The sequence below is a fragment of the Streptomyces sp. NPDC048277 genome, from assembly GCF_040652235.1.
Lineage (GTDB): Bacteria > Actinomycetota > Actinomycetes > Streptomycetales > Streptomycetaceae > Streptomyces.
Genome location: NZ_JBEZLQ010000002.1, coordinates 181,681 through 206,266, shown reverse-complemented (window position 1 = coordinate 206,266; position 24,586 = coordinate 181,681). Strand labels below are relative to the sequence as shown.

Here is a 24,586-nt window from a genome sequence, read left to right as displayed (position 1 = left end):
TGCGTCGATGCGTTTGGTTGTGCGCTTCTACGGCGCGTGGGCCGGCCCGGCTACTTGATCAGGTAGATCGTGGCGAAGAGGCCGATCCAGACGACATCGACGAAGTGCCAGTAGTAGGACACGACGATGGCCGCGGTCGCCTGCTCGTGCGTGAACCTCTTCGCCGCGTAGGTGCGCCCCAGGACGAACAGGAAGGCGATGAGGCCGCCCGTCACGTGCATGCCGTGGAAGCCGGTGGTCAGGTAGAAGACCGAGCCGTACGGGTCGGAGGAGAGCGAGAGCCCGTCCTTCTTGACCAGCTCGGTGTACTCGTAGATCTGACCGCCGATGAAGATCGCACCCATGATGAAGGTGACGATGAACCAGCCCCGGAGCTTCTTCACGTCCCCGCGCTCGGCGGCGAACACGCCGAGCTGGCAGGTGAGCGAGGAGAGCACCAGGATCGTGGTGTTGGTCGCGGAGAACGGAAGGTTGAGATGGCTCGCCATCTCCTTCCAGTGCGCCGGACCGGTCACCGATCGCAGGGTGAAGTACATCGCGAAGAGGGCCGCGAAGAACATCAGCTCGGAACTCAGCCAAATGATGGTTCCGACGCTGGTGAGGTTCGGCCGGTTGACCGACGGGTGCGCGTGCCCGGTTTCTACTGTCGTTGCTGTCGCCACGACCGACATTATGTCGGTCGCTTATCTCGCGCTCACTCCGGGGGGTGCCGTTCGGAGTGTCCGCCCCGTGTGTACTGCCCGGATGGCCCATCGAAGCGGTGTTCCAACAGGTGTTGACGAGGTGTTCATGGGAGTAGCATCCGGCGCATCGGTCCTGTCCGTACGACGCTGACGTCTCGGAGGAACAATGCAGCCGACCGCCACGGTGCTGGTCTACAGCGACGACTCCAACACCCGCGAGCAGGTACGGCTGGCCGCCGGCCGGCGACCGGCTCCCGATGTCCCGTTCGTCGAGTTCGTGGAGTGCGCGACGCCCGCGGCGGTGCTGCGCGAGCTGGACCGCGGGGGCGTCGATGTGTGCGTCCTCGACGGGGAGGCCGTGCCCATGGGGGGCATGGGGGTGTGCCGGCAGATCAAGGACGAGATCTTCAACTGCCCGCCCGTGCTGCTGCTGATCGGGCGGCCGCAGGATGCGTGGCTGGCCACGTGGAGCCGTGCGGAGGCGGCTGTGACGCTGCCGGTGGACCCGGTGGAGTTCGCGGCCTCCCTGGCGTCTCTGTTGCGGCAGAGGAAGCTTCAGAGCGCCTGAGAGGGGGCGGGGCGCGGGTCTCGTGCGCGCGTGCGGGCCGGTGGGGGCCGTTCGCGCCCACGCGGCGGAGCCGCACATGTCACAGCCCCGCGCCCCTGGGTCGGCTGCCCCTCGGGGCGATTCAGAGGGTGGCCGGCTGGACTCTCGCCGCGTTCTGCGGGTTCGGGGCGTCCGGGGTGCCGTTGGTGAGGGCGCTGCCCTTGCGCCAGTCCTTCCAGGCGATGTTCCAGTCTCCGAAGCCGTTGCCGAAGTTCTCCATCTGCTGGCCGTTGGAGTTGACGACCTGCACCAGGTCGCCCGGGTGGAAGGTGCCGAAGAACCACTCGGCGTTGGAGGTGCTCATCCCGGTGCAGCCGTGGCTGACGTTCGCGTACCCCTGGGAGCCCACCGACCAGGGCGCGGCGTGGACGTACTCACCCGACCAGGTGACCCGGGTGGCGTAGTAGACCGGCAGGTCGTACGAGTCCGAGGTGCCCTCGGCGATGCCGACCGTGGTGCTGCGCATGCGTACGAAGTACTGCTTCTCCAGTACGACCTTGACGCCGTTGCGGGTCTCGTAGCCGGGCTTGCCGGTGGTGATCGGGATCGTGTTGACCACCTTGTCGTTCTTGTAGACCGTCATCTGGTGGGAGCCGGCGTCCGTGAGCGCGAACAGCTTGTCGCCGGTGGTGAGCTTGACGGGTGCGGCCGCGCCGCCCCACAGGCGGTCGCTGATCCTGACGCCGTCCAGGTTGCTGTGTACCTGGATGGTGGCGTGGGCGGGCCAGTAGTCCTTGGGGCGGTAGTGGAGTTCCTTGCCGCTCACCCAGTACCAGGAGCCCTGCACGGCGGGGACCGAGTCGACCCTCAGGGCGCGCTCGACGACGGCGCGCTGGGCCTTGTCCTTGACCTCGTGGTCGAGTTGCGCGGTGACGGGCTGGCCGACGCCGTACTCGCCCGACTTGGGGCCGAAGGTGACCTTCAGCCGCTGCTTGCTGGTGGGCTGGCTGGTGTCGAAGGTGAGGGTCTTGCGGCCGGGCGCCCCGTCTTCGTCCTCGATGCTGACCTGGACCGTGTAGTGGGCGTTGGCGGCCAGCGGGGACGTGCTGTGCCAGCGTCGGCCATCGGTGTCGAGTTCGCCCGCCACATAGCGGCCTGTGGCGTCCTCGGCCGTGACGTCCGTGATGCGGTCGTCGTCGTTCTTGACGACGACCTCCAGGGGTTTGTCCGGGTCGACCCGCTTCCCCTTGCCGGTGGGGGTGTTGAAGGAGACCTGGTCCGCCGCGTCGTACGGCTTGTCCGCCAGCGGGTTGCCGTTCGAACCGCAGGCGGTGACGCCCGCGCCGAGGGCGATCACCAGCAGGGTGCAGCTGACGACGGTACGGGCGCACGGAGAGTGACTCATATTGTCACGTTATGAGATGTTTTCCGTACCGGCATGGTGGGTCACCCGTACGAGGGATCGACACTGCGCCGGAGGCAGGAGCGGCCGGAAAAGGCGCCGTAAAGAGCGGGAGCCCGGACCCTCCTGACGGAGGATCCGGGCTCCCGGTGCGCTCGGCGCATGCCTACTGGGTGCGGTTCTCACCGCGGTAGTACTCGAACACCCAGCCGAAGAGGCCGATCATGATGATGGGCGCCGAGAAGTACAGCAGCCACCAGCCGACGGCGACACCGAGGAAGGCCAGCGCGCCACCGACACCGAGGGCGAGGGGCTGCCAGCTGTGCGGGCTGAAGAAGCCCACCTCGCCGGCCTCGTCCGCGACGTCGGCCTCCTTGTTGTCCTGGGCACCGGCGTCCACCCGCGAGGCCGTGAAGCCCAGGTAGAAGCCGATCATGATGCACAGGCCGAAGGCCAGGAAGAGCGCCGTGGTACCGGCCGGCTCCTTCGACCACACGCCATAGACGATCGCGATGGCGAGGACGAAGACGCTCAGCCACACGAACATGCGGCCCTGGATCTTCACTTGCCGGCCTCCTTGCTGCCCGCGACGGCGCCGGCCGCGTGGCCGTGCTCCAGCTGCTCCAGGGCGGCGATCTCAGGGTGGTGCAGGTCGAACGCCGGCGATTCGCTGCGGATCCGCGGCAGGGTGAGGAAGTTGTGCCGCGGCGGCGGGCAGGAGGTCGCCCACTCGAGCGAACGGCCGTAGCCCCACGGGTCGTCGACCTCGACCTTCTTGCCGTACTTGGCCGTCTTCCACACGTTGTAGAGGAACGGCAGGATCGACAGGCCGAGCAGGAAGGAGCTGATCGACGAGATCGTGTTCAGCGTGGTGAAACCGTCGGCCGCCAGGTAGTCGGCGTAACGACGCGGCATGCCCTCGGCGCCCAGCCAGTGCTGGACCAGGAAGGTGCCGTGGAAGCCGATGAACAGCGTCCAGAAGGTGATCTTGCCGAGGCGCTCGTCGAGCATCTTGCCCGTCATCTTCGGCCACCAGAAGTGGAAGCCGGAGAACATCGCGAAGACGACCGTACCGAAGACCACGTAGTGGAAGTGGGCCACCACGAAGTACGAGTCGGAGACGTGGAAGTCCATCGGGGGCGAGGCCAGGATGACACCGGTCAGACCACCGAAGGTGAAGGTGATCAGGAAGCCGGTGGCCCAGAGCATCGGTGTCTCGAAGGACAGCGATCCCTTCCACATGGTGCCGATCCAGTTGAAGAACTTCACACCGGTCGGGACCGCGATCAGGAAGGTCATGAAGGAGAAGAACGGCAGCAGCACACCGCCGGTGACGTACATGTGGTGGGCCCACACGGTCACGGACAGACCGGCGATCGAGATCGTGGCCGCGATCAGACCCATGTAACCGAACATCGGCTTACGGGAGAAGACCGGGATGACCTCGGAGATGATGCCGAAGAACGGCAGCGCGATGATGTACACCTCTGGGTGTCCGAAGAACCAGAAGAGGTGTTGCCAGAGCAGTGCTCCGCCGTTCGCCGCGTCGAAGACATGTGCCCCGAATTTCCGATCCGCCTCCAGCGCGAACAGCGCGGCGGCGAGGACGGGGAAGGCGAGCAGGACCAGCACGGCGGTCAGCAGCACGTTCCACACGAAGATCGGCATGCGGAACATGGTCATGCCCGGCGCACGCATGCAGATGATCGTGGTGATGAAGTTGACCGCACCGAGGATGGTGCCGAAGCCGGAGAAGGCCAGACCCATGATCCACATGTCGGCGCCGAGGCCCGGCGAGCGGACCGCGTCCGACAGCGGGGAGTAGGCGAACCAGCCGAAGTCGGCCGCACCCTGCGGGGTGAGGAAGCCGCCGACGGCGATGGTCGAGCCGAACAGGTAGAGCCAGTAGGCGAACATGTTCAGTCGCGGGAAGGCGACGTCCGGAGCGCCGATCTGGAGCGGCATGATCCAGTTCGTGAAGCCGGCGAACAGCGGCGTCGCGAACATCAGCAGCATGATCGTGCCGTGCATCGTGAACGCCTGGTTGAACTGCTCGTTCGACATGATCTGCAGACCGGGGCGAGCGAGCTCGGCGCGCATCAGCAGCGCCATCACACCGCCGATCAGGAAGAACGCGAACGACGTGACCAGATACAGCGTTCCGATGGTCTTGTGGTCGGTGGTGGTGAGCCACTTGATGACCACGTTGCCGGGCTGCTTGCGCCTGACCGGCAGCTCATCTGCGTAAGAGCCTTCAGCTGCCGCGGCACCCTGGGGTTCGTTGAGGATGCTCACAGGTTGTTCGTCTCCCGGTTCTTCTCGTGGCTCGTCTGCGCGATGCCGGCGGGAATGTAACCGGTCTGCCCCTTCTTGACGAGGTCCTTGAGGTGCTGCTGGTAACGCTCGGGGGAGACGACCTTCACGTTGAACAGCATCCGGGAGTGGTCGACGCCGCAGAGCTCGGCACACTTGCCGAGGAAGGTGCCCTCCTGGTTGGGAGTCACCTGGAACGCGTTGGTGTGACCCGGGATGACGTCCATCTTCATCAGGAACGGCACCACCCAGAAGGAGTGGATGACGTCACGCGAGGTGAGGACGAAGCGGACGGTCTCGCCCTTGGGGAGCCACAGCGTCGGACCCGGGTTGCCGGTCTGCGGGTTCTTCGTGCCCGGCGTACCGACGTCGTAGACACCACCGGCGGCCGCCGGGAAGTCCTTCTTGAACCGGTCCGGAATGGCGGCCAGGTTCGCGTCGGTCTTCGCGTCACCCGCGACACCGTCGACGGGCGTGATGTAGTTGAAGCCCCAGCTCCACTGGAAGCCCACCACGTTGACCGTGACGTCGGGCTTCTTGTCGGTGAGGCTGAGGATCTTCGTCTCGTCCCGCGCGGTGAAGTAGAACAGCACCGAGACGATGATGAGCGGGACCACCGTGTACAGGGCCTCGATCGGCATGTTGTACCGGGTCTGCGCCGGGACCTCGATCTTGGTGCGGCTGCGCCGGTGGAAGATGGCGCTCCAGATGATCAGACCCCACACCAGCACGCCGACGGCGAGCGCGGCGGCCCAGGAGCCCTGCCACAGGGAGAGGATCCGCGGAGCCTCTTCCGTGGTCGGGGTGGGCATACCAAGGCGGGGGAAGTCCTTGTATGTGCATCCGGTAGCGGATACCAGGACCAGGCCCGCGGTCATTGCCTGCAGCAGCTTCCGCCGCATCGGGCGCCGCGGCGAGCGGTCGGAGCCGTTGGGACTCACGTAGCGCCTTCCCGAGAGTCTCGCCCGCGCGGTTGGCTGCGGCCTTCTCGCTGGTCGGTCGCCGCCCTGCGTCGGGCAGGGGTTTGGATGTTTATGCGGACCAAACCCTAGCCGACGCGTTCTGAGGGTTCGCGGGGAGGGGGGCATACGCGCCGCCGGTCACTCCTTAAGGGTGGGAATGGGCGCCCAATAGCTCGGGTTGGGGCGGTTTGCGTTGCGGGTGCGGGTGCGTTGTGGCTTGTCGCGCCGTTCCCCGCGCCCCTGGGTCGGCCGCCCCCAGGGACGTTTTAACGTTGCCCTGTGTCCTACTTTGACGCTGCGTCCGCTGCCCCGCTCCACCCCGTTGCCCGTCAGGCCTTGTTGGCCGCTCTGGACGACGGATGGGCCGACCCCTCTCGTCTCTATCGGGAGGGGCGGAAGGCGCGGATGCTGCTGGACGCGGCCCGGGAGGCGGCCGCCGAGGCCGTCGGGTGCCGGGCCGACGAACTGTCCTTCACCCCATCGGGGACGCGGGCGGTCCACACGGGCATCGCCGGGGCGTTGGCCGGTCGGCGGCGGACGGGACGTCACCTGATCGTGTCTGCCGTCGAACACTCCTCGGTACTCCATTCGGCGGAGGCGTGGGAGGCCGACGGCGGTCAGGTGACCCGGGTGCCGGTGCGGCGGACGGGTGCGGTGGAGGTCGAGTCGTACGAGGCCGCGCTCCGCCCCGACACCGCGCTCGCCTGTCTCCAGTCGGCCAACCACGAGGTGGGCACGGAGCAGCCGGTGGCGGCCGTCGCCGAGGTGTGCCGGGCGGCCGGGGTGCCGTTGCTGGTGGACGCGGCGCAGTCGCTGGGGTGGGGGCGGGTCGAGGGCGGCTGGTCGCTGCTGACGGCGAGTGCGCACAAATGGGGCGGGCCGAGCGGAGTCGGGCTGCTGGTGGTGCGCAAGGGGGTGCGGTTCGCCGTCCAAGGGGCCTCGGACGAGCGGGAGTCGGGACGGGCTGCCGGGTTCGAGAACCTGCCGGCGATCGTCGCGGCCGCGGCCTCGCTGCGGGCCGTACGGGCGGAGGCCGAGCGGGAGGCCGTACGGCTGCGGGAGCTGACGGCGCGGATCCGGGCGCGGGTACCGGAGTTGGTGCCGGACGTGGAGGTGGTGGGGGACGCGGAGCGGCGACTGCCGGGGGTCGTCACCTTCTCCTGTCTCTATGTCGACGGAGAGACACTGCTCCATGAGCTGGACCGGGAGGGCTTCTCGGTCTCCTCGGGATCGTCCTGCACGAGCAGCACGCTGACGCCGAGCCATGTGCTCAGGGCGATGGGCGTGCTGAGCGAGGGGAACGTGCGGGTGTCGCTGCCGGCGGGGACGGCGGAGGCGGAGGTGGAACGGTTCCTGGCGGTGCTGCCGGGGGTGGTGGCGGGGGTGCGGCAGAAGCTGGGCGCCCCGGCGCCGGTCGCTGTCACGGAGGCGGACGTGCTGGTCGTCGACTCACTCGGCAAGCGCTGCCCGATCCCGGTCATCGAACTGGCGAAGGTCATCGGCACCGTGCCGGTGGGCGGCACGGTCCGGGTCCTGTCCGACGACGAGGCGGCCCGCCTGGACATCCCGGCGTGGTGCGAGATGCGGGGCCAGGAGTACGTGGGCGAGGAGAAGGCAGAAAGAGGAACGGCCTACTTGGTCCGCCGGACCAGCTGATGCGCCCCATAAGGGGCGCGGGGAACTGCGCGACCAGCCCCCACGCACCCGCACCCGAAACTCAGACCAGATAACCCCGGACCTCTTCGGCCGCCTCATCCCCGTACGCCTTGGTGAACCGCTCCATGAAGTGCCCCCGGCGCAACTGGTACTCCTGCGTCCCCACCGTCTCGATGACGAGAGTCGCCAGCATGCAGCCCACCTGGGCCGCCCGCTCCAGCGAGACCCCCCACGCGAGCCCGGACAGGAACCCGGCCCGGAACGCGTCGCCGACGCCCGTCGGGTCGGCCTTGCGCTCCTCGTCGGGGCAGCCGACCTCGATGGCCTCCTCGCCGACCCGCTCGATCCGCACCCCGCGCGCGCCGAGCGTGGTGACCCGGTGGCCGACCTTCGCGAGGATCTCCTCGTCGGTCCACCCCGTCTTCGTCTCGATCAGCCCCTTCTCGTACTCGTTGGAGAAGAGGTACGTCGCGCCCTCCAGCAGTATCCGGATCTCGTCGCCGTTCATCCGGGCGATCTGCTGGGAGAAGTCGGCGGCGAAGGGGATGGACCGGGTACGGCACTCCTCCGTGTGGCGGAGCATGCCCTCCGGGTCGTCCGCGCCGATCAGGACCAGGTCGAGGCCGCCGACCCGGTCGGCCACCGTCTTGAGCTCGATCAGGCGGGCCTCGCTCATCGCGCCCGTGTAGAAGGAGCCGATCTGGTTGTGGTCGGCGTCGGTCGTGCACACGAAACGCGCGGTGTGCAGGGTCTCGGAGATACGCACGGAGTCCGTGTCCACGCCGTGCCGGTCGAGCCAGGCCCGGTAGTCGTCGAAGTCGAAGCCCGCCGCGCCGACCAGGATCGGCCGGGTGCCGAGCTGTCCCATGCCGAACGCGATGTTCGCGCCGACGCCGCCCCTGCGTACGTCCAGGTTGTCGACCAGGAAGGACAGCGAGACCGTGTGCAGCTGGTCCGCGACGAACTGGTCGGCGAAGCGGCCGGGGAAGGTCATGAGGTGATCGGTGGCGATGGAGCCGGTGACTGCGATGCGCACGGCTGGGACTCTCCTGAGGGGGAGGCGTTATTGACAGTTAACGCTACCGGGTCGGCGTGGGCACCCTGAAGGTGCCAAAACTACCCGATAGTAGATCTTTCTTCGCAGCCCCCGACGTGCCTACGGTTCCATCATGACGAACCTCAAGGTCTACGTCCCCGCTTCGGCCGACCTCGACGGCGACCTCGCGTCGCTGCGCGGTGACTGCGCCCGGATGGCCCCGCACTGGAGGGTTCCCGAACACAGCGATGCCCGCCCGGTGCCGCTGTCACTCATCCACGGGGTGACTGTGCCGAAGAAGTCCGCCAGGCTGCTGGACGCGATGTCCGACTACGGCGACTGAGCGGCCGGGTTCCGCCCGGCGCGTTTCGGGGGAACCGCGCGCTCCCCTCCCGCGTCCCATCGCCGTCCCCCGTGAAGGGGAGGCGGGATACGACGCAGGCAAGGAGCGATGCGGTGAAGAGCGAGCGACCCGAGAACGACGACGACGCGTCCGCGGGCACCGCGGGGGAGCCCCCCGAGGCCCAGGGGGCCACGGAGTCGCCGGAGGCTGCCGAGACGGACGCCCGCGCCGACACGGAGGGCGCCGAAGCCCCGGAGTCGAACGCCGCGGAGCCGAAAACGCCCTCGGACCCGGCGCAGACCCACGAGCCGGCACTCCCGGAGCCGGAGAATCCCTCCGAACCGGCCCGAGCCCCGGCCACGGCGACCCACGAGCCGGAGAAGACCCCCGCCGCAGAGGCAACCCCCGAGCCGGCAGCGCCCACCGCCACCGAGGCCTCCCCCGAATCCGCGACGCCCCCCGAGCCGGCCGAACCCGCCGCCCCGGCAACAGCCCCGGAGCCGGCAGCCACCCCCACCGCGGAAACCGCCCCCGAGGCAGACACAGTCGCCGCCCCGGGAACGGCCCAGGAGCAGCCGGCAGCCGTCCCCGCCGCAGAGGCAGCCCCCCAGCCCGCAGCCGGCGCCACCACCGAGGCCTCCGAATCCGCAGCGGCAGCCTCCCCCGTCGCGGAAACCGCTCCCGAGGCGGAAGTCGTCGCCTCTCTGTCCGATGGTGCCGGTGTTGTGGAGGCCGCTGCGGCCGGTCGTCCCGGCGCGCGCCGGTCCCCCGCCCTCGTCGTCGCCTCCGTGGCCGCCGCCGTGCTGCTGGTCGGCGGCGGTGGTGCCTACCTGGCCGCGCACACCGGTTCCGGCGGCGGCAGCGGCGCCGCGTCCGGGGGGTCCACTCCCCCGCCGCTCGCCCTGGACGGCTACTCCTCCGGAGGCAGCGGCGGCAACGGCATAGCCCCCGGCGAGCCCAACCCCTACGGCGTCACCTACAAGGCGAGCGGCACGCTTCCCGGCGGCCCCGGCTCGGCCGCGGTGTACCAGCCGTCCGGTGAGGTCTCCAAGGACCGGGTGGCCGAGCTGGCGAAGGCGCTCGGGATCGACGGGACCCCGGTCTCCGAGGGGCAGGTGTGGAAGGTCGGCACCGACAGCGACGGCTCCGGCGGAAGCCTCCAGGTGAACCGGGCCGCCCCGGGCATCTGGACGTACAGCCGCTACGCGCCCGGCACCGACAACTGCAAGAGCGGCCTGGTGTGCACGCAGGACCCGGCGGCACCGGCGGGTGACCCGGTGAGCGTCTCCGCGGCGGAGAAGGCGGCGGCGCCGGTGCTGAAGGCGCTCGGTCAGGACGACGCGAAGCTCGACGCGAGCCAGGTGATGGGCGCGCAGCGGGTGGTGAACGCCGCTCCGGAGGTCGGCGGACTGCCGACGTACGGCTGGTCGACCGGGCTGACCGTGAGCAGGCAGGGCGAGGTGGTCGGCGGCAACGGGATGCTCGCGGCGCCTGCGAAGGGCGACACGTATCCCGTGCTGAGCGCCGCGAAGACGCTGGCCCTGATGAACGCGGCGCCGGGCTCCGGCCACCGGATGGGCATCGGCGGCTGTGCCAGTTCCGTACCGCTGAAGGACCGGCTGGAGCAGCCGTGCGCCGCGTCGACGCCGTCCGCGTCCTCGGCCGTGATCGAGAAGGCCGTGTTCGGGCTGGCGTCGCAGTCGGTGGCCGGCAGGCAGGCGCTCGTGCCGTCCTGGCTGTTCCAGGTGCGCGGCGCGGCGGACTCGTACACGGTGACCTATCCGGCCGTGGACCCGGCGTACCTGGCCTCGTCCTCGACGCCCTCGGCGAGCGCCAGTGCCGCTCCGAAGGACGTGAAGGTGGACGGCTACACGGCCGACGGCCGTGATCTGACCGTCGCGTTCACGGGCGGGGTGTGCGCCGACTACAAGGTGACGGCGGACGAGGGTTCCGAGCAGGTGGTGGTCAAGGTGACCGCGACGCCCTGGCCGGACAAGATCTGCGTCATGATCGCCAAGCAGTACCACCGGACGATCCACCTGGACGCGCCGCTGGACGGGCGGAAGGTGGTCGGCACGGACGGCAGGGCGGTTCCGAAGGAGAAGGCTACGACGCTGAACCCGCAGGTGGGCTGAAGCGCAGAAGAAGGCGGCGGCCCCTCGTGGTGAGGGGCCGCCGCCTTCGTGCTGTCTGCCGCCGGGCTCAGCTGAAGGAGTCGCCGCAGGCGCAGGAGCCGGTCGCGTTCGGGTTGTCGATCGTGAAGCCCTGCTTCTCGATGGTGTCCACGAAGTCGATCGACGCGCCGCCCAGGTACGGGGCGCTCATGCGGTCGGTGACGACCTTGACACCGCCGAAGTCCTTGACGACGTCGCCGTCGAGGGACCGCTCGTCGAAGAAGAGCTGGTAGCGCAGGCCGGAGCAGCCACCGGGCTGGACGGCGACGCGCAGGGCGAGGTCGTCACGCCCTTCCTGGTCGAGCAGGGCCTTGACCTTGGCCGCGGCGGCGTCGCTCAGGATGATGCCGTCGGTGGCGGTGCTGGTCTCGTCCGATACGGACATCTACATCTCTCCCGGGTTGTACGGAGACTGCTTGCCGACGAGTGCAACCGGCGGGTCCGCTGATTCATTCCGGGCCGGCGTTCGCCTTCTCGCGTTTTCTCGTTTTTTCTCTACGGATTCATGCTCGCACACGCCCGAAGTCACGCACAGCGGCTGTGACTGTCCCCCCATGGCCACCTCCCCGCAACTCTCCCGCACGGCACCGGGATTCATGTCACATCGACGCTATGGCCATCGTCAAAGTGACGTGAACCGGTTATGATAGATAACGTCAGATCGACGAAAAGTAGAAAGGGTGCGTGCCGTGACCACCGCCCAGACCCCGGAACTCGACGTACAGCCGACTCCGCTCGCCCTGCTGCTGCTCGGCCGTGAGGCCGACCCGAGGAGCGAGCGGGGCGTCGAGTGTCCCGGCGACCTGCCCTCGCCGTCCGACCCGGATCTGGTCGCGCGTGCCCGCGCGGCCAAGGAGAAGCTCGGCGACAAGGTCTTCGTGCTCGGCCACCACTACCAGCGCGACGAGGTCATCCAGTTCGCCGATGTCACGGGCGACTCCTTCAAGCTGGCCCGGGACGCGGCCGCACGCCCGGAGGCCGAGTACATCGTGTTCTGCGGTGTGCACTTCATGGCCGAGTCCGCCGACATCCTGACCTCGGACGACCAGAAGGTGGTCCTTCCGGACCTGGCGGCGGGGTGCTCGATGGCGGACATGGCCACCGCAGAGCAGGTCGCCGAGTGCTGGGACGTGCTGACCGAGGCCGGCATAGCCGAGCAGGTCGTGCCGGTGTCGTACATGAACTCGTCCGCGGACATCAAGGCGTTCACGGGCAAGCACGGCGGCACCATCTGCACCTCGTCGAACGCGCAGCGGGCCCTGGAGTGGGCCTTCGAACAGGGCGAGAAGGTCCTTTTCCTCCCCGACCAGCACCTGGGCCGCAACACCGCCGTCCGGGACATGGGCATGTCCCTGGAGGACTGCGTCGTCTACAACCCGCACAAGCCGAACGGCGGCCTGACCGCCGACGAGCTGCGCGCCGCGAAGATGATCCTGTGGCGCGGCCACTGCTCGGTGCACGGCCGCTTCAGCCTGGACTCGGTCAACGACGTGCGCGAGCGCATCCCGGGTGTCAACGTGCTGGTCCACCCCGAGTGCAAGAACGAGGTCGTCGCCGCTGCCGACTACGTCGGCTCGACCGAGTACATCATCAAGGCCCTGGAGGCGGCCCCGGCCGGCTCCAAGTGGGCGATCGGCACGGAGCTGAACCTGGTCCGCCGCCTCGCGAACCGTTTCGCGCCGGAGGGCAAGGAGATCGTCTTCCTCGACAAGACGGTCTGCTTCTGCTCGACCATGAACCGCATCGACCTCCCCCACCTGGTCTGGACCCTGGAGTCGCTGGCCGAGGGCAACCTGGTCAACCGGATCGAGGTCGACAAGGAGACGGAGGCGTTCGCCAAGCTGGCGCTGGAGCGGATGCTCGCCCTGCCGTAGGTCCCTGGCCTCGCCGTCACCCCGACGCGGACGTCCGGTCGGGGTGGGCGGGGTCGATGCTGAAGAGGGTGCCGTCGGGGGTCAGCACGGCCAGGGCGCCGCCGTCGAGGAGGGCCTCGGGGTCGGCCGAGTCGCCCGTCGAGGCTCCCTGCACCCGGGGGTTGGTCTGCCAGAGCAGGGTGCCCTCACGGGTGTCCAGGGCCGCCACCCGGCCGCTGGGGCTGGCCAGGTAGAGGGTGTGGGTGCGGGAGTCGTACGTCGGGGAGCCGGAGTTCTCCACGCTGGTGCGGGTGCTCCACAGTTCCTTGCCGGTCAGCGGGGACACCGCCGTCACCTGGCCGTTCGAGCCCGTGATCCACACGGTGCCCGCGGCCAGCGTCACCGAGCCCTCGTACGTCTTCGCGAGCTTCGTCGTCGTCTGGCCCCCGGTCTTCGGTTCCGTCAGGAGGATCTTGTCGAAGGTGGAGTCCGACAGGGACACCGAGCCGCTCTGGCCGTCGGCGAGGACCATGGCCACGAGGCCCTCGACGACACCGAGGAAGCCGCTCTCGAAGGGGATCTGCTGGCGCGCGACGACCGTTCCGTCGGTGCGGCTCACTTTCAGGAGCGAGGAGTACTTGGCGTTCTGCTGCGTGGGGTAGCACTGGACGAACACGTCGGTGCCGGACGACAGGAACGTGCAGTAGGTGGTGGCGGGCAGCTCCAGCGCCCAGCGGGCCCTGCCCGTACGCGGGGAGCGGGCCACCACCGTGCGGCCGTCGGTGCCGGCGGTCAGGACGACGTCGCCGGCCATGATCAGGTCCATGTTGTCGTCGTCGACCCTGCGGGTCCACAGTTCGTTGCCGCTCTGTGCGTCGAGGGCGACGACGTAGGCCGGGTTGTTCGCGGCGCCTTCCTTGGAGATGGTCTCCCGTACGACGACCGTGCCGTCGTACACGCCGAGGACCGTCGAGTTGTACTGGGAGGGGTCGTTGCCGGGCGCCCCGAGGGAGGCGCGCCAGAGCGTCTCTCCGGTCCGGCCGTCCAGCCGTACCGGCAGGATGCCGTCGCCGCCGCAGTAGACGCCGTCGCCCTGGCTCAGGCAGCCGGGCCGGGTGCCCGCCGGCCGGCCGTCGCCCGCGCCCAGCGCGTTGACCTCGCCCCGGGTCGCCGGCTCGTACACCGTTGTCTTCCAGGGCCGCCAGCCGGTGGGCACCGCGGCCCAGCGCGCGGTCGCCCCTGGACTCGGTTCGCTGTTCCAGAACTGCGGGAGGCCGGGGCCGTACGTGCCGTAGGCCAGCAGGCCGAGGCCCAGCGCCCCGGCCGTGCCGGCCGCCGCCCACAGGGGGCGGGCGCGGCGCCGGCGGCGGGAGCGCTCGCCGCTCACCGGGCCGGTCGCCGCGTCGGCCGGCCAGGCCTCCCCGCGCAGGCCCATGGTGGCCAGGTCGCCCTCGGCCGGGTGGTCGAGCGCCCCCGACTCGTCCTCCGTCGGCTCGGGCAGGACGGCCGCCAACTGCCCCGCCAGCTCGTCGAGTCCGGGCCGCCGGGCGGCCTCCTTGTGCAGACAGCCCTCCAGGACCGTGCGCAGCGGCTCGCCCACGCCGTCGAGCACGGGCTCGTGGTGGACCACCCGGTAGGCGGTCAGATAGGGGCTGTCGGCGTCGAAGGGGCCGCGCCCGGTGACGCAGTACACCAGCAGCGCGCCGAGCGAGAAGACGTCCGAGGCGGGGCCGACCGTACGGGCGTCGGTGAACTGCTCCGGGGACATGAACGGCGGGGTGCCGATCATCTGGCCGGTCTCGGTGAGGGTGTGGTGGTTCTCGGCCGCGCGGGAGATGCCGAAGTCGATGACGCGCGGACCGTCCTCCGCCAGCAGCACATTGGCCGGCTTGAGGTCCCGGTGCACCACCCCGGCCCGGTGGATGTCCCGCAGCGCCTCCGTCAACCCGAGGGCCAGCCGCCGCAGTTCGGCGCCGCGCAGGGAACCGCGGTCGCGCAGCCGGTCGGCGAGCGAGCGTCCGGCCACGTACTGGGTCGCCATCCAGGGCCGGGCGGCCTCCGGGTCGGCGTCCACGACGGGTGCGGTGAAGGCGCCGCTCACCCGGCGGGCCGCCTCGACCTCCTGCCGGAACCGGGAGCGGAAGACGGGGTCCTCGGCGTACTGGGCGTGCACCACCTTGACGGCGACCTCACGCCCGGAGCGCGACCGGCCCCGGTAGACGGCCCCCATGCCGCCGGCCCCGAGCCGGTCGATCAGCTTGTAACCGCCGACGGACCTCGGGTCGTCCTTGCGCAGCGGCACGCTCAAACTCCTCTTCGCCGCATGGCTGTTCGATGCGTCAGCATACGGAACGGAAACGCGCCGACGGCCGGTTCCCGGTGGGTTTCCGGGAACCGGCCGCCGATCACGGGACCGTCACACGGAGGCGGGCTCAGGCTCCTCGGAGGCCGGGGCGGACTCCGTGACCGTCGGGCCCTTCTTCGCGGCCCGCTTCCTGGCCCTGCGCTCCTTGCGGAGTTCGACCATCGCGTACAGCGTCGGCACGAGCAGCAGCGTGAGCAGCGTCGAGGTGATCAGACCGCCGATCACCACCACCGCGAGCGGCTGGGCGATGAAGCCGCCCTCGCCGGTGACGCCGAGCGCCATCGGGAGCAGGGCGAAGATGGTCGCCAGGGCCGTCATGAGGATGGGCCTCAGACGGTGCCGACCGCCCTCGATCACCGCCTCGACGACGCCGTGGCCCTGGCTCCGGTACTGGTTGATGAGGTCGATCAGCACGATCGCGTTGGTCACCACGATGCCGATCAGCATCAGCATGCCGATCATCGCGGGGACGCCCATCGGGGTGCCGGTGGCGACCAGCAGACCGAGTGCGCCGGTGGCCGCGAACGGGATGGAGACCAGCAGGATCAGCGGCTGGACGAGGGAGCGGAAGGTCGCGACCAGGAGCATGAAGACGATCGCGATCGCCGCGAGCATCGCCAGGCCCAGGTTCTTGAACGCGCTGTCCTGGTCCGAGGTGACCCCGCCGATCGAGGCCGTCGCGCCCGCCGGGAGCTTCAACGCCTTGATCTTGGACTGGAGTTGGGTGCTGACCGCGCCCGTGTTGTCACCGGTGGGCTTCGCGGTGACGGTCGCGGCGCGCTGGCCGTCGATCCGGGTCAGCGACACCGGTCCGGCGACCGGCTTCACCGTGGCGATGTCGCCCAGCCGCACCCCGCCGATGCGCAGGGCGCGCAGCTGGGCCAGGGTCTCGGCGGGCTTCGCCGACTTCACGACGACGTCCCGCTCGGTGTTGTCGAGGGTGGCCTTCGCGGCCGTCGTGCCCTTGACCGCCTGGGTGACGGCGGCGCCCAGCGTCTGGTCGTCGAACCCGGCCGCCGCGGCCCGGGAGTTGGCCTTCACCGAGATACGCGGAACGCTCGTCGACAGATCGCTGGTGACGTCGGTGACGTCGTCCAGCCCGGCGACCGCGGCCCGGACCTGCTCGGACGCCTTGCGCAGCACGTTCCCGTCGGCCGCCTTCACGACGACGCTCAGGTCCTGGCTGCCGAAGCCGTCACCGGCCGACACCGTGGTCGTACCGATCCCGGACAGCTTGTGCAGGCCGTCCTCGATGGCGTTCTGCACCCTGTCGTACGACTTCGCGTCGTCCAGCATCACCGAGTACGACGCCTGGTTGGTGTCGGTGCCGCCGCCGAAGGCCGCCATGAAGCCGGAGGAGCCGACGGTGACCTGGTAGTCCTTCACCCCGTCGATGGAGGCGAGCAGCTTCTCGACCTTCTTCGCCTGGGTGTCGGTCGCCGCCAGGCTGGTGCCGGGCTTCAGCTCCTGCTTGACGGTGAGGACCTCCTGGTCGCCCTGGTCGAAGAAGTTGGTCTTCAGCAGCCCGGACATGCCGAACGTGACGACCAGGACCACGATCGCGATCAGCACGCTGGTGAGGCGGCGCCGGGTCGCGAAGCGCAGGACGGGCACGTAGGCGCGCTGGAGGCGGCTGTTCGCCTCCTTCTCCTCGGCCTTGCGGCGGGCCTCCTCGGTGTCCTCGGGGGTGCCCTTGGGGGCACGCAGGAACCAGTACGCGAGGACCGGTACGACGGTCAGCGAGACCAGGAGGGAGGCCAGCAGGGCTGCGGTGACGGTGAGGCTGAAGGGGCCGAACAGCTGGCCCACCATGCCGCCGACCAGGCCGATCGGCAGGAAGACGGCGACCGTGGTGAGGGTGGAGGAGGTGACCGCGCCGGCCACCTCGCGGACCGCCGTGAGGATGGCGGACTGCCGCTCCTCGCCGTAGCCGAGGTGGCGCTTGATGTTCTCCAGGACCACGATCGAGTCGTCGACGACCCGGCCGATGGCGATGGTGAGCGCGCCGAGCGTGAGCATGTTGAGGGAGAGTCCGCGGGTCCACAGCACGATCAGCGCGAGGACCACGGACAGCGGGATGGACACCGCCGTCACCAGGGTCGAGCGGACCGAGGCCAGGAAGACCAGGATGACCAGGACCGCGAAGAGCAGTCCGAGGGCGCCCTCGGTGGTGAGGCCCTTGATGGACTTGGAGACCGCCGGGCCCTGGTCGCTGACGACCGTGAGGGTGGCGCCGGAGCCGAGGTCCTGACGCAGCTTGGGCAGCTTGTCCTTGACCGCGTTCGAGATGGAGACCGCGCTGCCGTCGTGGTCCATCGTGACGTTCACAGCGAGGCTGGGGCGGCCGTCGGTGCGGGTGATGGAGTCGGCCGGGGCCTCCTGCTGCTCCACCGCGGCCACCTCGCCGAGGCGCACGGGCTTCTTGACGCCCTGCCCGGTGACCATCAGGTCCTCGATCTGCTGCAGCGAGGTGAGACCGCCGCCGACCTGGACGGTGCGGTTGGCGCCGTTCTCGTCGAAGGAGCCCGCCGGGACGGTCGCGCCGGCCGCCTGGAGCGACTGGGCGAGCGCGGCGGAGGTGAGACCGGCCCTGGCCAGCTTCGCGTCGTCGGGGGTGACGGTGACCTGGACGTCCCGTACGCCGGCGACCTGGACGCGGCCGACGCCGTCGATGTTCTTCAGGTCCGGGACGACCGTCCTGTCCAGCTGGTCGGCGAGGGCCTGCTGGTCCCTGTCGGAGGAGACGGCGAGGACCACGGTGGGCATGTCGTCCGTGGAACCGGAGATGACCTGCGGGTCGACGGAGTCCGGGAGCTGGGCGCGGTTGACGGCCAGCTGGACGTCGGCCACCAGCTGCTTGGTGTCGTTGCCGTAGTCGAAGGACGCCATGATCACGGCGTTGCCCTCGCTCGCGGTGGAGGTGACACCGGTGATGCCGTCGACGCCTTCGAGGTTGTTCTCGATGGGCTCGACGATCTGCTTCTCGACGACGTCGGGCGCCGCTCCCTGGTAGGGGGCGACGACCGACACCACGGGCAGGGAGATGGTGGGCAGCAGCTGCTGCTTGATCTGGGGGATGGCGATCGCCCCGAAGACGAGCGCGATCAATGACACGAGGCCTATCAGGGCCCGCTGCGCGAGGCTGAATCGTGACAGCCAGGACATGGGTCAGGGTCTCTTTCCGGTGAGCTGCTGTGAGCGGCGGATGAGCTGCACAGGGGGCACCTGTGAGCGCCCACCCCACCACCCTCGCCCATCGAAGGCCCTGCTCACGTAGGCCCTGGGTGCCGTTCCCTTATCCGGTTCCTACTCCCGCCGCAGTACGCCCGGGTGGAGATCACTCCATCCTCGGGCGGACCAGCCCCGACTCGTACGCGATGACCACGAGCTGTGCCCGGTCCCGGGCGCCCAGCTTGGCCATGGCCCGGTTGACGTGCGTCTTCACGGTCAGCGGGCTGACCTCCAGGCGCTCGGCGATCTCGTCGTTGGAGTGCCCGCCGGCGACCTGGACCAGGACCTCGCGCTCGCGGGAGGTGAGCGCGTCGAGCCGCGTGGTGCGGGCCGGGTCGCGGCCGTCGTCGCCCGCGTCGCCCTGGGCGAGGAAGCGGGCGATCAGGCCCTTGGTGGCCGTCGGGGAGAGCAGCGCCTCGCCGCCCGCGGCGACCCGGATGGCGTTGAGGAGCTCCTCGGGCTCGCTGCCCTTGCCGAGGAACCCGGAGGCGCCCGCGCGCAGCGCCTGCACGACGTAGTCGTCGACCTCGAAGGTGGTCAGGATCACCACACGGACCCGGGCGAGGGAGGGGTCCTCGCTGATGAGCCGGGTGGCGGCCAGCCCGTCCGTGCCCGGCATCCGGATGTCCATCAGGACGACGTCGGCCTGCCGCTCCCGGGTCAGCCGCACCGCCTCGGCGCCGTCGGAGGCCTCGCCGACCACCTCCATGTCGGACTCGGAGTCGACGAGCACGCGGAACGCGCTGCGCAGCAGTGCCTGGTCGTCGGCGAGCAGGACACGGATCGTCATACGGAATCCCCCAGGGCGGCCGTACGGCGGTCCGTACGGCCGTCGGTGTCGGCCTTGACCGGCAGGATCGCATGGACGCGGAAGCCGCCGCCGTAGCGGGGGCCGGTGGTGAGGGTGCCGCGCAGGGCGGTGACGCGCTCGCGCATGCCGAGCAGGCCGTGGCCGCCGCCGGCCTCGGGGGCGGTGTCCTCGCCGGAGCCGTTGTCGAGGACGGTGACCTCGATGTCCGGTCCTACCCGTACGACGCTGACCTCGGCCTTGGCATCCGGGCCCGCGTGCTTCTGCACGTTGGTGAGGGCCTCCTGGACGATCCGGTAGGCGGCCAGGTCGACGGCGGCGGGCAGGGTGGTGCCCTGGTCGGCGCGGGCGACCTCGACCTGGAGGCCCGCGTTGCGGAACGTGTCGGCGAGCTCTTCGAGGACGTGCAGACCGGGCGCGGGTTCGGTCGGTGCCTCGGGATCGCCGGACTGGCGGAGCAGGCCGACGGTGGCCCGCAGTTCGTTGAGCGCGGAGCGGCTGGCCTCGCGGACGTGGGCGAGGGCTTCCTTGGCCTGGTCGGGCCGCTTGTCCATGACGTGCGCGGCGACGCCCGCCTGCACGTTGACCAGGGCGATGTGGTGGGCGACGACATCGTGCAGATCGCGGGCGATCCGCAGCCGCTCCTCGGCGACCCGGCGGCGGGCCTCCTCCTCACGGGTGCGTTCGGCCCGCTCGGCGCGCTCCCGGATGGCCCGGACGACGGCACGCCGGCTGCGGACGGCGTCCCCGGCGGTGGCGCCGATACCGGTCCAGGCGAAGATCGCGAGGTTCTCCTGGGCGTACCAGGGCAGCGGTCCTGCGGCCATCGCGGCGGTGGTCAGCACGGTCATGGTGAGCAGACCGCAGCGCCAGGTGGTACGGCGGTCGGTGGTGGCGGCGACGGTGAAGAGGGCGATCACGGCCGCCATCGCGACAGGGGCGCGGGGGTTGCCGGTGAGGCACTCGACGACGGAGGCGGCGCCGGTGAAGGCGAGGACCGACCTGGGGGCGTGCCGGCGGAACACCAGGGCCGCGGCGGCGAGCGTCATCAGGACGAGGCTGAGGGGGTCCGGGGTGCGGACGCCCCACTTGACGCCGTGCGCCCCGTGGGGGACGACGAAGGAGCCGGCGACCATGCAGAGGAGGACGCCGACGGCGACCGCCGCGTCCACCGCGAGCGGGTGGGCGTCGGCTCTGCAGCGGGCCTTGTCGAATGTGCTCACGTTCTGAACGGTACGGCGGGTTGTCGCGGGCCGGAACCATGGCTTCGGCCCGCTCCCCGCACCGCCCGGATCAGCCCGGAATGAGGCCGTCGTCCCTCAGTAGCGCCCGGACCTCCTCCAGGGTCGCGTCCGGGGACGGGAGGATCAGGTCCGAGGGTTCCAGGGCGTCGTCCGGCAGCGGCTCGCCGCGTTCTCGCACCCTGTCCAGGAGGGCGGTCAGGGTGCGGCGGAACGCGGGCTCGTCGCCGGTCTCCATCTCGTGCAGGAGTTCGTCGTCCAGCTTGTTCAGTTCGGTGAGGTGGCTGTCGGCCAGCCTCACCTGGCCCTCCCCCATGATCCTTACGACCATGTCGGCCATGTCGCCCTCCAGGCGTCGGCTACTGCTTGTCGAAGCGCGGGGTGTCCTGCGGCTGCTGCGACTGCTGGCCCTGGCCGGTGCCGCCCTCGATCGCCTGCTGGGGCTGACCTCCGGCGAGCTCGGCCTTCATGCGCTGCAGTTCCAGCTCCACATCCGTACCACCGGAGAGGCGGTCCAGCTCGGCGGCGATGTCGTCCTTCGCCATGCCGGTCGGGTCGTCCAGGGCGCCGGAGGCGAGGAGTTCGTCGATGGCACCGGCCCGGGCCTGGAGCTGCTGGGTCTTGTCCTCGGCACGCTGGATGGCGAGGCCGACGTCGCCCATCTCCTCGGAGATGCCGGAGAAGGCCTCGCCGATGCGGGTCTGGGCCTGGGCGGCGGTGTAGGTGGCCTTGATGGTCTCCTTCTTCGTACGGAAGGCGTCCACCTTGGCCTGCAGCCGCTGGGCGGCGAGGGTGAGCTTCTCCTCCTCGCCCTGGAGGGTGGCGTGCTGCGTCTCCAGGTCGGTCACCTGCTGCTGGAGGGCGGCGCGGCGGGACAGCGCCTCACGGGCGAGGTCCTCGCGGCCGAGCGCCAGCGCCTTGCGGCCCTGGTCCTCCAGCTTGGTGGACTGCTGCTGCAGCTGGTTCAGCTGGAGTTCGAGCCGCTTGCGGCTGGTCGCCACGTCGGCGACGCCGCGGCGGACCTTCTGCAGCAGTTCGAGCTGCTTCTGGTACGAGTAGTCGAGGGTCTCGCGCGGGTCCTCGGCCCTGTCCAGGGCCTTGTTCGCCTTCGCGCGGAAGATCATCCCCATACGCTTCATGACACCGCTCATGGGCTTCGCGCGCCCCCTTCTGACGGACTCCAGCTCACAGATCCTGCGACAGGACCCACAGTACGGGCCCTGCCTCCATTACCGCACTGTTCGGGGGCCGATGCGCTCATCCCCAAGGACGACTACGGACCGCTCCGCTCCGGCACAGGTAGTAGGTGTCTCCCCCATGGAGACGCCCGGCGTTGCGGGATCGTTCCCGCCCGGACTAGGGCTCACACCCCACCACCCCGTACCCTTGGGTTTTGTGTTCCGTAGCCGTGCCAAGGATGAGAAGGCCCCCGCCGACAAGGCGGCGGTGACCGACTCCAAGCAGACCCGTGACCCGCAGGCCCCGAAGGGCAGGCCCACGCCCAAGCGCAGTGAGGCCCAGTCCCAGCGCCGCAGCGTGGCCAGTACGCCGACGACGCGCAAGGACGCCGCCAAGCGTCAGCGCGACGACCGGCGCGCCGCCATGGAGCGACAGCGCCAGGCGCTGGCCAGCGGCGACGAGCGGTACCTGCCCGCCCGTGACAAGGGCCCCGTCCGCAGGTTCGCCCGTGCCTGGGTCGACTCGCGCTTCAACGTGGCGGAGTTCTTCCTGCCGCTGGCCGTGGTCATCCTGGTCATGAGCGTGGTCAACAACGCCGCGATCAAGAACCTCGCGCTGCTGCTGTGGCTGGTCGTGATCGTGCTGATCGTGCTCGACGCGGCCGTCAGCGGCTTCCGCCTGCGCAAGCGCCTGGCCGAGCGCTTCCCGGACCAGAACAAGAAGGGCGCCGTCGCCTACGGTCTGATGCGCTCCCTCCAGATGCGCCGGCTCCGGCTGCCCAAACCGCAGGTCAAGCGCGGAGAGCGGCCCTGAGCACAGAGCCGTTCTCCGAAGGTGCGGCGAAGGCCTGGCTGACCAGACTGGGCGGGCTGCGTGATGTCGTACGACAGGAACTGGTGGCCCGGCAGCTCGACGAGCAGATAACGGGACGGTTCCCGGTCGGGCAGCGGCTGCGGGTGCTCGACGTCGGGATGGGCCAGGGCACGCAGGCGCTGCGGCTGGCCCGCGCCGGGCACCAGGTGACCGGCGTGGAGCAGGAACCGGCGATGATCGCGGCCGCGCGCGAGGCCCTGGCCGGTGAGCCGGAGGGGATCCGCGAGCGCGTGCGGATCGTCCAGGGGGACGGCCGGGACACCGGCGTCCACTTCCTGCCCGGCAGCTTCGACGTGGTGCTCTGCCACGGTGTGCTGATGTACGTCGAGGAGCCCGACGCGCTGCTGGCCGGGATGGCCCGGATGCTGGCCCCGGGCGGGCTGCTGTCACTGCTCGTGCGCAACGCCGAGGCGCTGGCCATGCGGCCGGGGCTCTCCGGGGACTGGGCGGGGGCGCTCGGCGCGTTCGACACCGTCTCCTACCGCAACCGGCTCGGCCTCGATGTACGGGCGGACCGGCTGGGCACGCTGACGGCCACCCTCGCCGGGATCGGGGCGCCGCTGCACTCCTGGTACGGGGTGCGGGTGTTCACCGACACGGCCGCCGACGACACCGGGGTGCCGGCCGACATGCAGACGCTGCTGGCGGCGGAGGAGCGGGCCGGGCGGACGGATCCGTACCGGTCGGTCGCCGCGCTGCTGCACCTGTGCGGGGTCCGCGGCTGACCTCGTCCGGGTGCAGCTCGTCCGGGGGCTGCTCGTTCGGGTCAGCAGCGCGAGCCGGTCCTTCACCGCCGACGCGAGACTCGGGGCATGGACGCTTCCCCCGCTCGCCGGACCCTCCGCACGACCGCCGTGCTCGGCTGCTGCTGCCTCGCCCTCGTCTCCGGATGCTCCGCCTTCGGGACCGACACCGCCGAGGACACCTCGGCGGACCGGGCCGCCCGGGCGGCGGCCGTCCCCATGGCGGCGACCGACCTGGAGAACCAGTACCAGAAGGTGATCAAGGACGTCCTGCCGTCGGTCGTACAGATCCAGGCCAGTCGCGACCTGGGGTCGGGCGTGGTCTACGACGGCAACGGGCACATCGTCACCAACGCGCACGTCGTCGGGGACGAGAAGACGTTCAAGGTGACGACCGCAAACAACGAGGAACCGCTCACCGCGTCCCTCGTCCACTCCTACCCCGAGCAGGACCTGGCGGTCATCAAGCTCGACAAGGTCCCGGACGGACTGAAGGCGGCCTCCTTCGGGGACTCCGAGAAGGTCCAGGTCGGTCAGATCACGCTCGCCATGGGCTCGCCGCTAGGACTGTCGTCCAGCGTGACCGAGGGCATCGTCTCGGCGACCGGACGGACCGTCAGCGAGAACCCCTCCGGCGGCGGTACGGGCGCCACCATCGCCAACATGGTGCAGACCTCGGCCGCCATCAACCCCGGCAACAGCGGCGGCGCCCTGGTCGGCCTGAACGGTCAGATCGTCGGCATCCCGACGCTCGCCGCGAGCGACCCCGACCTCGGCGGCAGCGCGGCGCCCGGGATCGGGTTCGCCATCCCGGCGTCGATGGTGAAGACGGTCGCCGACCAGATCATCAAGCACGGCACGGTCGTCGACTCGGGGCGGGCCGCGCTCGGCATCACCGGTCGTACGGTCGTCGACGAGAACTACCAGCCGGCCGGGGTCGCCGTGGTGACCGTGCAACCGGACGGCGCGGCCGGCCGGGCGGGTATCCAGCCCGGGGACATCATCACCAAGGTGGGTGGCGACGACATCACCACGATCACCTCACTGGCCGAGTCGCTCGCCGCGGACCGGCCGGGGCAGCGGACGACGGTGGCGTACAGCCGCAACGGCGTCCAGAAGACGGCGGATGTGACGCTGAGCGAGCAGTGACACGGCGCCGGCGGGGCGGCCGACCGCG

Annotated in this window: 21 protein-coding genes; 8 read left to right on the top strand and 13 right to left on the bottom strand. The window is 70.2% G+C overall.

Going from position 1 to position 24,586, the window contains the following annotated elements; genetic code table 11:
- Positions 1-50 precede the first annotated feature (50 nt).
- On the bottom strand, positions 51-671 hold the full coding sequence (locus AB0D85_RS05595) for a heme-copper oxidase subunit III (RefSeq protein WP_355723383.1): 621 nt from the start codon (positions 669-671) through the stop codon (positions 51-53).
- A 178-nt stretch (positions 672-849) separates the two neighbouring features.
- Between AB0D85_RS05595 and AB0D85_RS05590 the strand changes: the two genes are divergently transcribed.
- A complete protein-coding gene (locus tag AB0D85_RS05590) occupies positions 850-1,251 on the top strand; it encodes a hypothetical protein (RefSeq protein WP_362314025.1) in 402 nt (133 codons plus the stop codon).
- 121 nt (positions 1,252-1,372) lie between these two features.
- Here the strand turns inward: AB0D85_RS05590 and AB0D85_RS05585 are convergent, their stop codons facing one another.
- The 4 genes from AB0D85_RS05585 to coxB all read right to left on the bottom strand — a co-directional run bounded on the left by AB0D85_RS05585 (position 1,373) and on the right by coxB (position 5,886).
- Entirely contained in the window at positions 1,373-2,635 is a 1,263-nt protein-coding gene (locus AB0D85_RS05585) for an Ig-like domain-containing protein (protein ID WP_362314022.1), read from the bottom strand.
- A 163-nt stretch (positions 2,636-2,798) separates the two neighbouring features.
- Positions 2,799-3,197, bottom strand: coding sequence for a cytochrome c oxidase subunit 4 (locus AB0D85_RS05580; RefSeq protein WP_362314019.1), 399 nt, complete (start codon positions 3,195-3,197; stop codon positions 2,799-2,801).
- On the bottom strand, positions 3,194-4,927 hold the full coding sequence (ctaD, locus tag AB0D85_RS05575) for a cytochrome c oxidase subunit I (protein WP_362314016.1): 1,734 nt from the start codon (positions 4,925-4,927) through the stop codon (positions 3,194-3,196). Before ctaD ends, AB0D85_RS05580 begins: the two co-directional genes overlap by 4 nt.
- Positions 4,924-5,886, bottom strand: coding sequence for a cytochrome c oxidase subunit II (gene coxB / locus AB0D85_RS05570; protein WP_362314014.1), 963 nt, complete (start codon positions 5,884-5,886; stop codon positions 4,924-4,926). The genes ctaD and coxB overlap by 4 nt, the downstream gene beginning before the upstream one ends.
- A 300-nt stretch (positions 5,887-6,186) precedes the next feature.
- On the opposite strand from coxB, the gene AB0D85_RS05565 reads away from it, so the two are divergent.
- A complete protein-coding gene (locus AB0D85_RS05565; RefSeq protein WP_362314012.1) occupies positions 6,187-7,563 on the top strand; it encodes an aminotransferase class V-fold PLP-dependent enzyme in 1,377 nt (458 codons plus the stop codon).
- A gap of 61 nt (positions 7,564-7,624) precedes the next feature.
- Here AB0D85_RS05565 and AB0D85_RS05560 read toward each other — a convergent pair whose 3' ends face one another.
- Positions 7,625-8,599 carry a carbohydrate kinase family protein gene (locus AB0D85_RS05560; protein WP_362314009.1) on the bottom strand — a complete coding sequence of 325 codons (975 nt, stop codon included), beginning with the start codon at positions 8,597-8,599 and terminating at the stop codon, positions 7,625-7,627.
- A gap of 133 nt (positions 8,600-8,732) precedes the next feature.
- Here AB0D85_RS05560 and AB0D85_RS05555 point away from each other — a divergent pair, with 133 nt between their 5' ends.
- Both AB0D85_RS05555 and AB0D85_RS05550 read left to right on the top strand, forming a co-directional pair.
- Positions 8,733-8,942 (top strand): hypothetical protein, encoded by a 210-nt coding sequence (locus AB0D85_RS05555; RefSeq protein ID WP_362314007.1) that lies wholly within the window; start codon positions 8,733-8,735, stop codon positions 8,940-8,942.
- Between the two features lie 113 nt (positions 8,943-9,055).
- On the top strand, positions 9,056-11,077 hold the full coding sequence (locus AB0D85_RS05550; RefSeq protein ID WP_362314004.1) for a hypothetical protein: 2,022 nt from the start codon (positions 9,056-9,058) through the stop codon (positions 11,075-11,077).
- A 67-nt stretch (positions 11,078-11,144) separates the two neighbouring features.
- Here the strand turns inward: AB0D85_RS05550 and AB0D85_RS05545 are convergent, their stop codons facing one another.
- Positions 11,145-11,501: an iron-sulfur cluster assembly accessory protein gene (locus AB0D85_RS05545; RefSeq protein ID WP_030951236.1), complete on the bottom strand. Its 357-nt coding sequence runs from the start codon at positions 11,499-11,501 to the stop codon at positions 11,145-11,147.
- Between the two features lie 304 nt (positions 11,502-11,805).
- Between AB0D85_RS05545 and nadA the strand changes: the two genes are divergently transcribed.
- Complete coding sequence (gene nadA / locus AB0D85_RS05540) at positions 11,806-12,990, top strand: quinolinate synthase NadA (RefSeq protein ID WP_362314000.1); 1,185 nt, start codon at positions 11,806-11,808, stop codon at positions 12,988-12,990.
- 16 nt (positions 12,991-13,006) lie between these two features.
- On the opposite strand, the gene AB0D85_RS05535 is transcribed toward nadA, so the two are convergent.
- The 6 genes from AB0D85_RS05535 to AB0D85_RS05510 all read right to left on the bottom strand — a co-directional run bounded on the left by AB0D85_RS05535 (position 13,007) and on the right by AB0D85_RS05510 (position 21,765).
- Positions 13,007-15,271: a PQQ-binding-like beta-propeller repeat protein gene (locus tag AB0D85_RS05535; protein ID WP_362313997.1), complete on the bottom strand. Its 2,265-nt coding sequence runs from the start codon at positions 15,269-15,271 to the stop codon at positions 13,007-13,009.
- 114 nt (positions 15,272-15,385) lie between these two features.
- Positions 15,386-18,499 (bottom strand): efflux RND transporter permease subunit, encoded by a 3,114-nt coding sequence (locus AB0D85_RS05530; RefSeq protein ID WP_362313995.1) that lies wholly within the window; start codon positions 18,497-18,499, stop codon positions 15,386-15,388.
- A 172-nt stretch (positions 18,500-18,671) separates the two neighbouring features.
- A complete protein-coding gene (locus tag AB0D85_RS05525; protein WP_362313993.1) occupies positions 18,672-19,355 on the bottom strand; it encodes a response regulator transcription factor in 684 nt (227 codons plus the stop codon).
- Positions 19,352-20,596: a sensor histidine kinase gene (locus AB0D85_RS05520; protein WP_362313990.1), complete on the bottom strand. Its 1,245-nt coding sequence runs from the start codon at positions 20,594-20,596 to the stop codon at positions 19,352-19,354. The genes AB0D85_RS05525 and AB0D85_RS05520 overlap by 4 nt, the downstream gene beginning before the upstream one ends.
- 70 nt (positions 20,597-20,666) lie before the next feature.
- The gene (locus AB0D85_RS05515) at positions 20,667-20,945 is read right to left on the bottom strand and encodes a hypothetical protein (protein ID WP_362315177.1); all 279 of its coding nucleotides are present in this window, start codon (positions 20,943-20,945) and stop codon (positions 20,667-20,669) included.
- Between the two features lie 28 nt (positions 20,946-20,973).
- Positions 20,974-21,765 carry a PspA/IM30 family protein gene (locus AB0D85_RS05510; RefSeq protein WP_362313987.1) on the bottom strand — a complete coding sequence of 264 codons (792 nt, stop codon included), beginning with the start codon at positions 21,763-21,765 and terminating at the stop codon, positions 20,974-20,976.
- 166 nt (positions 21,766-21,931) lie between these two features.
- On the opposite strand from AB0D85_RS05510, the gene AB0D85_RS05505 reads away from it, so the two are divergent.
- The 3 genes from AB0D85_RS05505 to AB0D85_RS05495 all read left to right on the top strand — a co-directional run bounded on the left by AB0D85_RS05505 (position 21,932) and on the right by AB0D85_RS05495 (position 24,558).
- A complete protein-coding gene (locus AB0D85_RS05505; protein WP_362313985.1) occupies positions 21,932-22,606 on the top strand; it encodes a DUF3043 domain-containing protein in 675 nt (224 codons plus the stop codon).
- Positions 22,607-22,689: 83 nt separating this feature from the next.
- The gene (locus AB0D85_RS05500) at positions 22,690-23,391 is read left to right on the top strand and encodes a methyltransferase domain-containing protein (protein WP_362313982.1); all 702 of its coding nucleotides are present in this window, start codon (positions 22,690-22,692) and stop codon (positions 23,389-23,391) included.
- Between the two features lie 87 nt (positions 23,392-23,478).
- Complete coding sequence (locus AB0D85_RS05495; protein ID WP_362313980.1) at positions 23,479-24,558, top strand: trypsin-like peptidase domain-containing protein; 1,080 nt, start codon at positions 23,479-23,481, stop codon at positions 24,556-24,558.
- The last annotated feature ends 28 nt before the right edge of the window (positions 24,559-24,586 follow it).

Coding starts and splice junctions, on each gene's coding strand:
- AB0D85_RS05595 (WP_355723383.1), bottom strand. CDS start 671: ATGTCGGTCGTGGCGACAGCAACGACAGTAGAAACCGGGCACGCGCAC.
- AB0D85_RS05590 (WP_362314025.1), top strand. CDS start 850: ATGCAGCCGACCGCCACGGTGCTGGTCTACAGCGACGACTCCAACACC.
- AB0D85_RS05585 (WP_362314022.1), bottom strand. CDS start 2,635: ATGAGTCACTCTCCGTGCGCCCGTACCGTCGTCAGCTGCACCCTGCTG.
- AB0D85_RS05555 (WP_362314007.1), top strand. CDS start 8,733: ATGACGAACCTCAAGGTCTACGTCCCCGCTTCGGCCGACCTCGACGGC.
- AB0D85_RS05545 (WP_030951236.1), bottom strand. CDS start 11,501: ATGTCCGTATCGGACGAGACCAGCACCGCCACCGACGGCATCATCCTG.
- AB0D85_RS05530 (WP_362313995.1), bottom strand. CDS start 18,499: ATGTCCTGGCTGTCACGATTCAGCCTCGCGCAGCGGGCCCTGATAGGC.
- AB0D85_RS05525 (WP_362313993.1), bottom strand. CDS start 19,355: ATGACGATCCGTGTCCTGCTCGCCGACGACCAGGCACTGCTGCGCAGC.
- AB0D85_RS05515 (WP_362315177.1), bottom strand. CDS start 20,945: ATGGTCGTAAGGATCATGGGGGAGGGCCAGGTGAGGCTGGCCGACAGC.
- AB0D85_RS05510 (WP_362313987.1), bottom strand. CDS start 21,765: ATGAGCGGTGTCATGAAGCGTATGGGGATGATCTTCCGCGCGAAGGCG.
- AB0D85_RS05505 (WP_362313985.1), top strand. CDS start 21,932: ATGGAGACGCCCGGCGTTGCGGGATCGTTCCCGCCCGGACTAGGGCTC.
- AB0D85_RS05495 (WP_362313980.1), top strand. CDS start 23,479: ATGGACGCTTCCCCCGCTCGCCGGACCCTCCGCACGACCGCCGTGCTC.